At 64.6% G+C, this 13,094-nt stretch carries 14 protein-coding genes, 1 tRNA gene and 1 other RNA gene; 7 read left to right on the top strand and 9 right to left on the bottom strand.

The genetic code is table 11. The features are described 5' to 3' along the window. Positions 1 to 66: 66 nt before the first annotated feature. Both ACX80M_RS07465 and def read left to right on the top strand, forming a co-directional pair. Positions 67 to 139 (top strand) — tRNA-His (locus tag ACX80M_RS07465). A 116-nt stretch (positions 140 to 255) separates the two neighbouring features. Continuing rightward, positions 256 to 828, top strand: coding sequence for a peptide deformylase (gene def, locus ACX80M_RS07460; RefSeq protein ID WP_252599552.1), 573 nt, complete (start codon positions 256 to 258; stop codon positions 826 to 828). Between the two features lie 9 nt (positions 829 to 837). Here def and ACX80M_RS07455 read toward each other — a convergent pair whose 3' ends face one another. From ACX80M_RS07455 to rnpB, 4 genes are all read right to left on the bottom strand, one after another. After that, complete coding sequence (locus ACX80M_RS07455; RefSeq protein WP_459309339.1) at positions 838 to 1,635, bottom strand: HNH endonuclease family protein; 798 nt, start codon at positions 1,633 to 1,635, stop codon at positions 838 to 840. 125 nt (positions 1,636 to 1,760) lie between these two features. After that, on the bottom strand, positions 1,761 to 1,964 hold the full coding sequence (locus tag ACX80M_RS07450; protein WP_252609453.1) for a hypothetical protein: 204 nt from the start codon (positions 1,962 to 1,964) through the stop codon (positions 1,761 to 1,763). Between the two features lie 77 nt (positions 1,965 to 2,041). After that, positions 2,042 to 3,520, bottom strand: a complete 1,479-nt coding sequence (locus ACX80M_RS07445; protein WP_308293026.1) for a glyceraldehyde-3-phosphate dehydrogenase — start codon at positions 3,518 to 3,520, stop codon at positions 2,042 to 2,044. A gap of 268 nt (positions 3,521 to 3,788) precedes the next feature. Next, positions 3,789 to 4,175: RNase P RNA component class A (rnpB, locus tag ACX80M_RS07440), an RNA gene on the bottom strand. Between the two features lie 56 nt (positions 4,176 to 4,231). On the opposite strand from rnpB, the gene ACX80M_RS07435 reads away from it, so the two are divergent. After that, positions 4,232 to 4,996 (top strand): YaaA family protein, encoded by a 765-nt coding sequence (locus tag ACX80M_RS07435; protein ID WP_459309338.1) that lies wholly within the window; start codon positions 4,232 to 4,234, stop codon positions 4,994 to 4,996. 60 nt (positions 4,997 to 5,056) lie between these two features. On the opposite strand, the gene ACX80M_RS07430 is transcribed toward ACX80M_RS07435, so the two are convergent. Then, on the bottom strand, positions 5,057 to 5,812 hold the full coding sequence (locus tag ACX80M_RS07430; protein WP_459309337.1) for a zinc ribbon domain-containing protein: 756 nt from the start codon (positions 5,810 to 5,812) through the stop codon (positions 5,057 to 5,059). Positions 5,813 to 5,990: 178 nt separating this feature from the next. Beyond that, positions 5,991 to 6,914: a Nif3-like dinuclear metal center hexameric protein gene (locus ACX80M_RS07425; protein WP_252601535.1), complete on the bottom strand. Its 924-nt coding sequence runs from the start codon at positions 6,912 to 6,914 to the stop codon at positions 5,991 to 5,993. Positions 6,915 to 7,013: 99 nt separating this feature from the next. Between ACX80M_RS07425 and msrA the strand changes: the two genes are divergently transcribed. The 3 genes from msrA (at position 7,014) to epsC (ending at position 9,162) form a co-directional block, all read left to right on the top strand. Continuing rightward, positions 7,014 to 7,538: a peptide-methionine (S)-S-oxide reductase MsrA gene (msrA, locus tag ACX80M_RS07420; RefSeq protein ID WP_252601537.1), complete on the top strand. Its 525-nt coding sequence runs from the start codon at positions 7,014 to 7,016 to the stop codon at positions 7,536 to 7,538. Positions 7,539 to 7,602: 64 nt separating this feature from the next. Beyond that, complete coding sequence (cysK, locus tag ACX80M_RS07415; RefSeq protein ID WP_058932137.1) at positions 7,603 to 8,538, top strand: cysteine synthase A; 936 nt, start codon at positions 7,603 to 7,605, stop codon at positions 8,536 to 8,538. Positions 8,539 to 8,577: 39 nt separating this feature from the next. Next, positions 8,578 to 9,162: a serine O-acetyltransferase EpsC gene (epsC, locus tag ACX80M_RS07410; protein WP_252601539.1), complete on the top strand. Its 585-nt coding sequence runs from the start codon at positions 8,578 to 8,580 to the stop codon at positions 9,160 to 9,162. A 16-nt stretch (positions 9,163 to 9,178) separates the two neighbouring features. Here epsC and ACX80M_RS07405 read toward each other — a convergent pair whose 3' ends face one another. Then, entirely contained in the window at positions 9,179 to 10,012 is an 834-nt protein-coding gene (locus tag ACX80M_RS07405; RefSeq protein WP_252601540.1) for an oxidoreductase, read from the bottom strand. A gap of 125 nt (positions 10,013 to 10,137) precedes the next feature. Then, positions 10,138 to 11,574, bottom strand: coding sequence for an NADP-dependent phosphogluconate dehydrogenase (gene gndA / locus ACX80M_RS07400; RefSeq protein ID WP_104060870.1), 1,437 nt, complete (start codon positions 11,572 to 11,574; stop codon positions 10,138 to 10,140). 172 nt (positions 11,575 to 11,746) lie between these two features. Between gndA and ACX80M_RS07395 the strand changes: the two genes are divergently transcribed. Then, positions 11,747 to 12,475 (top strand): FadR/GntR family transcriptional regulator, encoded by a 729-nt coding sequence (locus ACX80M_RS07395; protein WP_252601543.1) that lies wholly within the window; start codon positions 11,747 to 11,749, stop codon positions 12,473 to 12,475. Between the two features lie 42 nt (positions 12,476 to 12,517). On the opposite strand, the gene ACX80M_RS07390 is transcribed toward ACX80M_RS07395, so the two are convergent. Then, the coding region (locus tag ACX80M_RS07390; protein ID WP_459309336.1) for a zinc-binding dehydrogenase at positions 12,518 to 13,094 on the bottom strand (577 nt) is incomplete at its 5' end.

Genomic DNA, 13,094 nt, shown 5'->3' with positions numbered 1-13,094 from the left:
AGCAGGTAAGCTATTTGAGTTGCCTTTCCAGAGCACCGGACTACCGGGAAATCTGTGGGGCGCATGGTGGGCTTAGCTCAGTTGGCAGAGCGCCTGGTTGTGGTCCAGGAGGTCGCGGGTTCAACCCCCGTAGCTCACCCTCATAGGGCGGCAGTGAAAGCCGTCCATTTGGAGGCCGTACCGGATATCCGGTACGGCCTCCATTTTTTTGCATAACCGCCGGCGCCACGCCGCACGCACGAAGGGCCGCCTGACATGACAGTTCTGCCAATCACCGTCTGGGGTGAACCGGTGCTGCACCGCCGCGCCGCCGAGGTGGAGGTTTTCGACGACGAACTGCGCACCCTGATCGCGGACATGTTTGAAACCAACGAGGCCGCCAACGGCGTGGGCCTGGCGGCGCCGCAGGTCGGTGTGGGCAAAAGAATCTTTGTGTACAAGTACGCCAATGACGACGGCGCTCCGCCCATCGGGGTCCTGGTAAACCCGGTACTGACCCTGTCCAAGATCTCTGGCGCGCTGCCGGACCCCGAGGAAGAGGAAGAGGGCTGCCTCTCCTTCCCCGGCGGCGCATACCCGCTCAAGCGTGCGGAGTGGGCGCGGGTGGAAGGATTTGACGGCCATGGGCAGCCTGTGGAGTTCGAAGCGACCGGATGGTTCGCACGGGTCATCCAGCACGAATACGACCACCTCGACGGAAAGCTCTACGTCAACCGGCTGATTGACCGCTATGCACGGAAGGCCATGAAACTGGCCAAGAAGAGCGGCTGGGGTGTGCCCGGCCTGACCTGGATGCCCGGTGTGGATCCGGACCCGTTCGGCCACTGAGCCGACGCATTACCTCGCAGTAATGGTTGGCTGGTCCGGGCAGGAGTCCAGGACGCGCTTCATCGCATCCTTCTCCGGCTGCGTGACCCACAGTCCATAGGATGCCTTCACCGAGATCTGGCGGGCCACGTAATGGCAGCGGATGTTTTTGTTCTTCGGCAGCCAGGTGGCGGCGTCGCTTGCGCTCTTCTGCTGATTTGCAGGACCGTCCGCGGCGATGAGGTTTAACGGATCGTTGGCCAGGCTCTGGCGCTGCTGCGGGGTCAGCCCCTGTGCGCCTTTCTGCCACGCGTCACTGAGCGCCACGACGTGATCGATCTGGATTTCCTTGCTGCTTTCCGGGCCACGCCGGAACAACATGGCTTTGCCCGTGTACGGCTCATGGATGGACCCTGACACTACCTTGCATTTGGAACCCTCCGTGAAGCCCACAGCGGTGAGGTCCCTGCGGAGGATGTCATTGCGGGTGTCGCAGCCGTTCCGGTCCACGTCCAGCCAGGCCTGCCCGAAGGCCTCCCGCTGGTAATTGTCTTTGGGAGCCCGTCCCTTGACGGGAAGCCGCTCGAGGGCGGTCAGGGCACTCCCCTGCGGTACAGCGTGCACCGGGATCACGGGCTTCATCCAGGTCCCGTCGAAAACAGGCGCCTCGCGGGGCCCGGCGATTGCCGGTTCTGCCACAGCGAACTGGCCCGCGGTGAAAAACCACCCCGCGGAGCCCACTGCCGACACGGCCAGCACCGCCAGTAGAGCCCAGGCCTGCCTCGAGCGGCGGCGGGCACGGCGGTAGGCACGCCAGCTGACGGTCATGGGCAACCGGCTCTTCCTGAAATGTAATGCACCAGAAGAGCCTAGGCCACCCCACTGACACCCATGCGGTTATCCACAATGGGGAGGACGAGTGGCCCGGGACATCCGCCTACTGCTACGGCCGGCTACTGCTCCCGGACTACACGGCGCAGGTCTTCTTCGGCAACCTGAAGGAGCCCTTCGAGCTGGCGCACGCGGTCGTCGCCGACGTCGCCGGAAGCCCGGGACGCGCGGGCCTGCTCCAGGAGCCTGATGGCCTCTTTGTGGTTGGCCCTGGCGACGTCGAGGGCGTGTTCAAGGGTGGTCTCGTGGAGAGTTTCGTTATCCATGCCACCAGTGTGGTCCCGATTCCCGGCTGATTCCAGCGAACCAGCCGGGAATGTCCGGCAGCCAGCCCGCAAACGGCCTAGACGGCGATTGCGGCCAAGGCCGCAGCGGCCTCCTTGGCGGGGAACGCCTGCGGGTTGACGCCGGCCATCTCTTCCATAACCCGGACTACCTGGCAGCTGTAGCCGAACTCGTTGTCGTACCAGACGTAAAGAATCAGGTTCTTGTCGTTGGAGATCGTGGCGAGGCCGTCAACGATGCCGGCACGGCGCGAGCCGACGAAGTCCGTGGAAACAACCTCAGGCGAATCGATGTAGTCAATCTGCTTGCGGAGGTCCGAATGCAGGGACATCTGACGCAGATAATCATTCACCTCATCCTTGGTGGTGCCGTTTTCCAGGCTGAGGTTCAGGATCGCCAGCGAGACGTCCGGCGTGGGGACCCGGATGGAACTGCCCGTGAGCTTGCCCAGCAGTTCGGGCAGGGCCTTCGCCACAGCGGTGGCCGCACCGGTTTCCGTGATGACCATGTTCAGCGCGGCGGAGCGGCCCCGGCGGTCGCCCTTGTGGAAGTTATCGATCAGGTTCTGGTCGTTGGTGAAGGAGTGGACCGTCTCCACGTGGCCGTGGATCACACCGAACTTGTCGTTGATGGCCTTCAGGACCGGGGTAATGGCATTGGTGGTGCAGGACGCCGCGGACACGATCTGGTCCGTGTCCTCGATGGTGCCGTGGTTAATGCCGTGCACGATGTTCTTCAGCGCGCCCTTACCCGGGGCAGTCAGGAGAACGCGGGCAACGCCCTTGCTCTGCAGGTGCTGGGACAGGCCCTCAGCGTCGCGCCAGCGGCCCGTGTTGTCCACCACCAGGGCGTTGTGGATGCCGTACGCGGTGTAGTCGATCGTGGCGGGGTTGTCCGAGTAGATGACCTGGACCTGCACACCGTTCGCGGTGATGGTGTTGGCGTCCTCGTCCACGCGGATGGTTCCCTCGAAGGAGCCGTGGACCGAGTCGCGGCGCAGAAGGCTGGCGCGCTTGGTGAGGTCCTTGTCCGAGCCGCGGCGCACCACGATGGCACGCAGGCGCAGGCCGTGGCCGCCGCCGGCCTTTTCGATGAGAAGGCGCGCCAGCAGGCGGCCGATCCGGCCAAAGCCGTAGAGCACAACGTCGGTGCTGGTGCGGTCATCGCCACCACGCCTGCCTACTACCTCGGCAAGCTCGGCGCGGAGGAACTCTTCCAGGGTGGCGCCGTCGCCTTCTGCCTTGAACTTCTCCGCGAGGCGGGCGACGTCGATGGCCGCCGCACCTAGCTCCAGCTGAGCCAGGATGTTCAGCAGCGGTGCGGTCTCTTCGAGCAGGAGCTCGGTGTTGCTCATGCGGCGGGCGAAACGGTGCGCCTTGAGGATGTTCATAGTGGACTTGTTGATCAGGCTGCGGCCGTGAATGCTGGTCACCACGTTGTTTTCGCGGTACAGCCGGCCAATCACCGGAATCATGGCCTCGGCGAGAGCCTCCCGGCCCATCCACGTATCAAGACAAGAATCTGACGTCTGGCTCACAGAACTACCTTCCTCGGTTCAGCCGCATACGTCGTCGTACGCGGTTGGCGGCCACCTGATGTTGTCCAGGGGCTCTGGCACCGGCAGGATGCGGTCCATCCCGGGTGCCGTGGAGAAGCGTAAAGAAAAGCCACCGGCTGCGAACGCAGACCCGGCGGCAGAACTTCTACGTTCGCTCTCTATTCTAGGCTGGAGCGACACCGCGGACCGCCGCAACCGGCGTGAAATCACTCACATGCGGGGCGCGTCGGTGCCCGGCGGGTGGTGTTGGATGGGTTGACCGATACGCCGGGTTCTGTGCTCCCGTGCCGTTACCAGCGCGGGAGTAGCGGCCATCCATCTACGGACGCCGTTGCCGACGCCCTCCAGCGGCCTACCCGGACACTCGGGCGGGCAGCCCTCAAACGTGTCCTGTCTGGCCTTGCTCCGGGTGGGGTTTACCTAGCCTTCCCGGTCACCCGGGAAGCTGGTGGTCTCTTACACCACCGTTTCACCCTTACCTGCTGAGCTTCCGTTGCCGGAAGACGCAGGCGGTCTGTTCTCTGTGGCACTGGCCTGCGGGTTACCCCGAGTGGGCGTTACCCACCACCCTGCCCTGCGGAGCCCGGACGTTCCTCGAGCCACTTGCGTGACGCGCGGCCGCCTGGTCAACCCATCCGCAGCCAGTCTACCGCCGGAAGGAGGCCCCTCAGTCGCCGGTAGGATCGTACGGTGCTGATTCTGCTTCCCCCCTCCGAAGGCAAGACCCCCGCAGTCCGCGGGTCCGCCGTCGACTGGCCGTCACTGAGTTTTCCTGAACTCAACACCTACCGGGCCAAGGTCCTGGAAGCGCTGGGGACGGTGAGTGCACATGAGGATGCCCTCGCGCTGCTCGGCGTCGGCGCATCACTGCAGGACGACGTCGAACGCAACACCCGGCTCCACGCCGAACCGGCGGCCCCTGCGCACCAGATTTATTCGGGCGTTCTGTACGACGCCCTCGGCTACAAAACGCTGACCCCGGCGCAGCGCCGGAAGGCCGATGGTTCGGTGCTCGTGATCTCGGCCCTGTGGGGTGCCATCCGCTTCGCCGATCGTGTGCCCGCCTACCGGCTGTCGATGGGAACGGCACTGCCCGACGTCGGCCGCCTCGCCTCGTTCTGGAAGCCGCAGCTTTCGGAAGCCCTCGCGGAGTCGGTGTCCGGGCATCTGCTCGTGGACTGCCGCTCCAGCACGTATGCCATGGCATGGGCACCACCGCCGGCTCAGACGGTGGCCATCAACGTGTTCACCGAGGTCAACGGGGTGCGCAAGGTGGTCAGCCACTTCGCGAAACACACGCGCGGCGAGCTGGCACGGCACCTGCTTGCCCGCCGCGGCAACGCCCCGCAGACCCCGGTACAGCTGCTGAAGGCCGCGCGCGAGAAATGGGACGCGGAGTTGGTTGACGGTTCAGCGCGGAAACCGCACGCCCTGAACATCATCCTTCCCAACTAAGTAGCACTAACTGTCGTTTTGAACGTTCAAAACGACAGTTAGTGCTACTTACATGGGCTGCTAGGCAGTTGGGGCGGGGGTGTTCCACTCGGCGGAGCGCACGAGGATGGCGCCGGAGTCCGGGCAGAACACAATGTCGTCTTCGGCGGCGGCCTTGATTTCTGCGAGGTCTCCGGGGCTCAGCTTCATGCCGGAGGCTTCAGAGGTTCCGTGGAACAACCGGGCGGCGCCCGCTCCCCGCTTAGCGAGCGTCTTTCCGTAAATAGCCAGCATCCCGGCGTCGAGTCCTGCAGCGAATTCGGCACGCTTGCCGCGGACAACGGTCGCTTCAGCGGCCACCTCGGCCAGGGCCTCATCGAGTTCGGCGCGGATGCCTCCGAACGAGCCCTGGACGTTGTCCACGATGAGCTGCTGGGCAGCCTGGCGCTCGCGCAGCGAATCCAGGCGTTCCAGGACTTCCAACTCCACGTCTTCAAGGTCGGACCGGCGCTTGTTGAGGGAGGCAATGTCCTTCTGCAGGGCCACGAGGTCCTTTGACAGCCCTGTTCCGCTGTTGAGCCGGGCTTCGTCGCGTTCGATGCGGGAGGCGACCTGTTCGACGTCGGCCTCGGCGCGCTTCAGCTCGGCCTCGGCGTCATGGACGGCCATCTTGGCGGAGCCGAGTTCACCGTTGGCGACGGAAAGGGCTGACTGCAGGTCCTCGATCCGAGGATCAGTTTCCAGGGCGCGACGGCGGTTGGAGAGGGACTTGAGCTTTGCGTCCAGCCCCTGCAGTTCGAGCAACTTCAACTGTTCCGCCGGTGCTGCCTTGGCCACTATTTACCTCCGCTAAATCCAATCCGGCCGAAGCCGGGCACCGTATCGGCGCTCTATAGACTCTAGCGCCTAGCGTGCTCCCCAGGCTCGACAGGTCCCCACCGGCTCCCAAACCTCGCTGCGCTCGGTGTGGGTCCCTCGCCGGTGTGGGCCCGGCGACGGAGTTCGCACGCCAGGCTTAGCCCGGCGTCAGAATGAAGTCCCACGGATCGCTGTTGGTGGTACTTACCTGGATCTCGACGTCGTGGCCCTGATCGGCGAGCACATTGCCCAGTGCCGACGCAGCGGCGGGCAGCCAGAGCCATTCGCTGGCGAAGTGCGAAACGTCAATCAGGTACGGCCGGCCGTTCACTGCCGCTTCCCGGGCTTCGGACGCCGGATGGTGCCGGAGGTCGGCGGTGACATAGACGTCGGCGTTGTTGGCCCGCACTTCGTTAAACAGGGAATCCCCGGCCCCGCCGCAAACCGCAATACGCCGCACCAGCCCATCCTTATCCCCGGACACGCGGACTCCCCCGGCCACCGACGGCAGGATGCCGAACACCCTGGCTGCGAAATCGCCCAGGCTCATCACGTCCGCCAGATCACCCACGCGTCCGATGCCTTCCTCGGGCAGGCCGTTTGCGGCAACGGTCAGCGGGACAACGCCCTCCAGTCCCAGCGCATCAGCCAGGACGTCGGAAACGCCCCCGACGGCGGAATCACCGTTGGTGTGAACGGTCAGGAGAGCGGTGCCGGACTCGATGAGACGGTGGATGGCCTGCCCTTTGGCAGTGGTGGCGGCCACCGACGTGACGCCTTTGAGGAGCAAGGGGTGGTGGGTGATCAGGAGCTCGGCACCCCATTCCACGGCTTCCTCGATCACCGTGAGCGTGGGATCAACGGCGAACATCACCCTGGTAACGGGCGCTGAGGGGTGGCCGGCCACGAGCCCAACTTCGTCCCAGTTTTCGGCCAGGGACTCGGGCCAGAGTTCCTCGACCGCCAGCAGCACCTGGCCCAGCGTGGGAGCAGCTGGACCATCCGCTGCAGCGTCCTCCCCGGTAAGGGTGCCGTCGTCGTGCTTGTCCGCATCTGTAACGCCGGTGTTCACAGGTTCCATAGTCTCATTTTTACCCCATGGAGCCATCTGGCCCGCATGTGTCACAGTCTCGTAAGGTGGTCAGGGAATCATCCGGGGCACTCAACCATTGAAGAGGTCATGAAAACTTTTGTTCTTGGTGGAGGCTGCTTCTGGTGCCTTGACGCCGTTTACCAGATAACCAAAGGCGTCAGCTCGGTGGTTTCCGGCTATACGGGCGGCCACGACCCGTACCCCGACTACTACTCCGTCTGCGGCGGGACCACCGGCCATGCCGAAGTTGTGGCCGTCACCTTTGACGAGGCCGTCATTCCGGCCGAGGTCATCCTGGACATGTTCTTTGCCCTGCACGATCCCACCACGCTCAACCGCCAAGGGTACGACGTCGGCACCCAGTACCGCTCGTCCATGTTCTATGAGACCACCGAGGAGAAGATTCTCTTCGAGGAAGCCATCGAACGGAACCAGGCGCTGTGGTCGCACCCGATTGTGACCGAGGTCAGCCGGCTGCCGCGGTTCCATGCCGCGGAGGAGGTCCATCAGGACTACTACGCCAAGTATCCCGAGCAGGGCTACTGCCAGGTGATCATCAATCCCAAGCTCGCCAAGGCCAGGAAATATTACTCTGCATGGCTTAATGCTTAGCAGCGCCGCTCAGCCATCGTTAGGCTGACCTCAGCATTCACTCTTGAGAGATAGGCATATCTACATGGCACGGATCTATGACGATGTAACGCAGTTGGTCGGCGGCACTCCGCTGGTCCGCCTGAACCGGCTCACCGAGGGCCTGGGCGCCACTGTGGCCGTCAAGCTGGAGTTCTACAACCCGGCAAACAGCGTCAAGGATCGCATCGGCGTGGCCATCGTTGACGCCGCCGAGAAGTCCGGCGCCCTCAAGCCCGGCGGCACCATCGTTGAAGGCACTTCCGGCAACACCGGCATCGCCCTGGCCATGGTGGGCGCTGCCCGCGGCTACAAGGTCATCCTGACCATGCCGGAGACCATGTCCACCGAACGCCGCGTTATGCTGCGCGCGTTCGGTGCCGAAATTGTGCTGACCCCGGGTTCCGAGGGCATGCGCGGCGCCGTGGAAAAGGCCCAGGAAATCGTGGCCAACACGGAGAACTCCATCTGGGCCCAGCAGTTCGCCAACGAGGCCAACCCTGAGATCCACCGCACCACCACCGCCGAGGAAATCTGGTCCGACACCGACGGCAAGGTGGACATCTTCGTCGCCGGCATCGGCACCGGCGGAACCGTCACCGGCGTCGGCCAGGTCCTGAAGGAACGCAATCCTGACGTCCAGATTGTGGCCATCGAACCGAAGGACTCCGCCATCCTGAACGGCGGCGCTCCCGGGCCGCACAAGATCCAGGGCATCGGCGCCAACTTCATCCCGGAAATCCTGGACACCAACGTCTACGACGAAGTCCTGGACGCCACCCTGGAGGATTCCGTCCGCGTCGCCCGTGAACTTGGCGTCAAGGAAGGCATCCTCGGCGGCATCTCCTCCGGCGCCATCGTCTGGGGTGCCCTGGAACTTGCCAAGCGTCCGGAGAATGCCGGCAAGCTGATCGTGGCGGTTGTCTGCGACTTCGGTGAGCGTTACATCTCCACCGTGCTCTATGACGACATCCGCGGCTGATCAGTCCGTTGTCGCCCCGTTTCCTGTAGAAAGAACTTTGTGGGCTTTTTCGCAAGACTGAAGGAAGACCTCGACGCCGCCCGGTCACACGACCCGGCGGCTCGAGGTTCTTTTGAGAACTTTTTCGCCTATTCGGGGCTGCACGCCATCTGGATCCACCGGCTGACGCACCGTATGTGGCAAAGCCCGGGGCTGCGGTTCCCGGCGCGGCTGGTGTCGCAGCTGGGCCGCTTCCTGACCGGAATCGAGATCCATCCCGGCGCCACGATCGGCCGGCGCTTCTTCATCGACCACGGTATGGGTGTGGTCATCGGCGAGACCGCCGAAATCGGCGAAGACGTGATGATCTATCACGGCGTCACGTTGGGCGGCCGCTCCCTGGCCAAGGTCAAGCGCCACCCCACCATTGAGGACCGGGTCACCATCGGTGCCGGGGCCAAGATCCTGGGACCCATCACCATCGGCCGGGACAGCGCCGTGGGCGCCAACGCCGTGGTGGTCAAGGACGCGCCGCCGGAATCGATTGTCACCGGAGTGCCCGCCAAGTGGCGCCACCGCGATGCCCAGCGCGAAACCAAACCCGCAGTGGATCCGGCCGAGTACGACATCGAATACCGGATCTGATCCGTTACTGCAGCCTCTACCCGGCAACACGCTTCAGGACTGCCATGACCACCGCGTCATAGATCCGGTCCGGCAGGACGCGCCGCAGGCCCAGAATGGCTGCCGCTCCCCTGCCCACCGGATACCGGGTCCGGGGACGCGCAGCCGTGGCCGCGTGCAGTACAGCCGCAGCAATCACCGCTGGCTGCGTTGACGTCTCCGGCCTGTCCGTGGACGCCAGGACATCCGCCATGTGCTTTGCCTGGGCGGCGTACGGCCCCTCGCCGCTGCTGGCCAACAGCCCGTCAGCGGAAATCCGGCCCCATTCGCTGAGCGTACTTGCCGGTTCAATAACGGCGACGTCGATGCCGTGCGGCTTGAGTTCCAGCCGCAGCGCATCGCTCATGCCCTCGACGGCGAACTTCGTGGCGTGGTACCAGGCACCGAGGGGTTCGTAGAATTTTCCGCCGATGGACGAGATGTTGATGATCCTGCCCCGGCCCGCACTCCGCATGGCCGGCAGGACCAGCTGGGTCATCCTGGCAAGGCCAAAGACGTTCACTTCGAATTGGCGCCGGCCTTCGGCCAGGTCCACCTGTTCCAGCGCCCCGTAGGACCCGTAGCCGGCGTTGTTGACCAGAACGTCTATCCGCCCTCGTTCTTCCAGGACACGGCCGACGGCGGCACGCATCGAGTCGTCGTCCGTCACGTCCAGTGCCAGGACCTGGACGCCCAGCGCTTTCAGCGGCTCCATCCTGTCCACGCGGCGGGCGCCAGCGTAGACGATGAAGCCATGGCTGCTGAGCTTCTTCGCCGCCTCGAAGCCGATACCCGTGGAAGCTCCCGTAACAAATGCGACTGGCTTGGGCATTCTGACTCCTTGGTATGGACGGACACCGCGGCTGCTGCCGGAAACGCCAACGGCCGGCAGCTCCCAGAATATCCGGGAAGTGCCGGCCGCAGGGTTTGCAGCTTGATGCAATCAGAGCATGGGGATTAGTGCGTGTCCACTGCTTCGATTTCAGACTTGTCCTCGCCCCACAAGGTGTGGAACGTGCCCTCAGCGTCGACGCGGCCGTAGGTGTGCGCGCCGAAGAGGTCACGCTGGCCCTGGATCACTGCGGCCGGCAGTCGCTTGCGGCGCAGGCCGTCGTAGTAGGCCAGTGAAGAGGAGAAGACCGGCACGGGGATGCCGAGCTGGACGGCGGTGGAGACCACGCGGCGCCATGCCGGCAGGACCTCGGCGATGGCCTTGGTGAACGCCGGGGCGAACAGCAGGTTGGCCGGCTTATCTTCGGCGGCGTAGGCGTTGGTGATTTCCTTGAGCAGCTCTGCACGGATGATGCAGCCGCCGCGCCACAGCGAAGCGATCTCGTCCAGCTTGAGGTCCCAGCCGTATTCCTTGGCTGCTGAGGTCAGCATGTCCAGGCCCTGGGCGTAGGAAACCAGCTTGGACGCGTACAGCGCCTGGCGGACGTCCTCAACGAAGGTATCTGGAACGTCGACGGCAATTTCCTCACCGGCGAGTAGTTCCTGGGCGATCTTGCGCTGCTCGGACTGCGATGACAAGGCGCGGGCGAAGACCGACTCGGCGATGCCCGACGTCGGGGAACCAAGCTCCAGCGCGGAGATGACCGTCCAGCGTCCGGTGCCCTTCTGGCCTGCGGCATCCACCACAACATCTACGAACGGCTTGCCGGTGCGGGTGTCAACGTGGCCCAGGACCTCGGCGGAGATTTCGATCAGGAAGGAGGCGAGTTCGCCCTTGTTCCACTCTTCGAAGATCTTGGCCTGGTCAGCGGGTTCGATGCCGGCGCCGGAGCGGAGGAGGTCGAAGGCTTCGCCGATGACCTGCATGTCGGCGTATTCGATGCCGTTGTGGACCATCTTGACGAAGTGGCCGGCGCCGTCGGTACCGATCCAGGCACAGCAGGGCTTGCCGTCGACGTGCGCGGAGATCTTTTCGAGCAGCGGGCCGAGGGCGTCGTAGGACTCCTTGGAACCACCGGGCATGATGGACGGGCCGTTCAGGGCACCTTCCTCACCGCCGGAGACGCCGATGCCGACGAAGTGCAGGTCCTTCTTCGCAAGCGCGGCTTCGCGGCGGCGGGTGTCCTCGTAGTGGGAGTTTCCGGCGTCGATGATGATGTCGCCGGCTTCCAGCAAGGGTTCAAGCTGCTCGATGACCGAGTCAACCGGCTTGCCGGCCTTGACCATGATCAGGACGCGGCGGGGCTTCTCCAGCGAGTCAACAAGTTCCTGCAGCGTTTCGGTCCGGACAAAGTCGCCGTCCGTGCCGTGCTTTTCGAGCAGCGCGTCGGTCTTTTCAACAGACCTGTTGTGCAGGGCAACGGTGAAGCCGTTGCGGGCCAGGTTGCGGGCCAGGTTGGCGCCCATCACCGCAAGGCCGGTGACACCGATGTGTGCAGACATCAAAACTCCAATTTCGTTGTGCAATGGATGTGCAGATGGCTCCGCGTTCGCTGCGAAGCACGCTGTCACGAACCGATGGATCCTAATAAAGCATATATATTCAATCGGCTTGAGGGAAGCGGTGCCCACTTTGTGGAACGGGCCCAGTCAATCCCAGTTTAGGCTTGAGTCCATGTCGACCAGCCTGCACCACCGTGCCATCGAGAACCTAGGCACCCGGATCATCACGGGCGAGCTGCCCACCGGACACATTATGCTGGCCGAGCACCTTGAGGAAGAACTGCAGGTTTCGCGTTCCGTGGTCCGCGAGGCCGTGCGGGTCCTTCAGTCCCTGGGCCTCGTGGAAACCACCAAGCGGGTGGGGATCCGCGTGCTGCCGCCGAGCCGCTGGAACCCCTTCGATTCCCAGGTCATCCGCTGGCGGCTATCCAGCGACGCCCGCGGCGCCCAGCTGCGTTCACTGATCGAACTGCGGTCCGCCGTCGAGCCCGCAGCTGCCGAGCTGGCCGCGAACAATGCCCCGGCACAGCTCCGGCGTGAGCTGGTGGACATTGCCCATGCCCTGCGCGACGCCGGCCACTCCGGGGACGCGCAGAAGTTCCTGGAGCTGGACATCGCCTTTCACTCGGTCCTGCTTTCCGGATCGGGGAACGAAATGTTCGCCAACCTGATGGGGCAGGTGGCGGAGACCCTGACGGGGCGCACGGTCCACGGACTAATGCCGGACCACCCCCATGAGGGGGCGCTGCAGTGGCACGTCGATCTCGCCGAAGCGGTTGCCGCCGGGGACGCCGCCACGGCCCGGGCCGCTTCTGAACAGATCATGCGCCGCACCACATCCCGGCTGTCCGGAACGTGGACGGACCAGCCCCGGGTGTTCCTTCCCGTCCGCCGGAGCTGACAACGCCCAGAACCAGCCAGAACCAGGGCGTCCTTTATCGTGCTATTCCGGTTGGAAGTTGAGGAGTACTTTTCCTGATGTGGCGGAGTTCCTGGCTGTTTCGAAGGCTTCCAGGCCTTGGCTGAGGGGGTATTCGTGGGTGATGACGGGGCCGATGTTCAGGGTGCCGTCGGCGAGGGCTGTGATGACGTCGTCGATTTCGTTGTTGAAGCGGAAGGATCCGCGCAGGTCCAGTTCCCGGGTGATGGCCAGGGAGATCAGGACCGGCTGGGGTCCGGTGGGCAGCAGCCCGACCATGACCACGGTACCGCCGCGCCCCGCGCCCTGAATGGCTGAGGCCAGGCCGTGGTGGCTGCCCGAGGACTCGATGACCACATCGGCCTGCACCGCGGCGATCGCGTCCGTGTCCCCGGCCTGCAGGGTGTGATCCGCTCCGACGGCGGCGGCGATCTCCAGCGGTTTGGCATGGACGTCGACGGCGGTGATCCGGGCCGCGCCGGCACGTTTGAGGACCGTGACGGCCAGGGCGCCGATCGGGCCGCAGCCGATCACCAGCACACTCTTGCCGGCCACGTCCCCGGCACGTCCGACGGCGTGCCAGGCCACCGACGCGGGTTCG

The sequence above is a fragment of the Pseudarthrobacter sp. MDT1-22 genome, assembly GCF_054511035.1.
The sequence above is the reverse complement of the archived record's forward strand: the minus strand, read 5'-3'. Positions and strand labels throughout refer to the sequence as shown.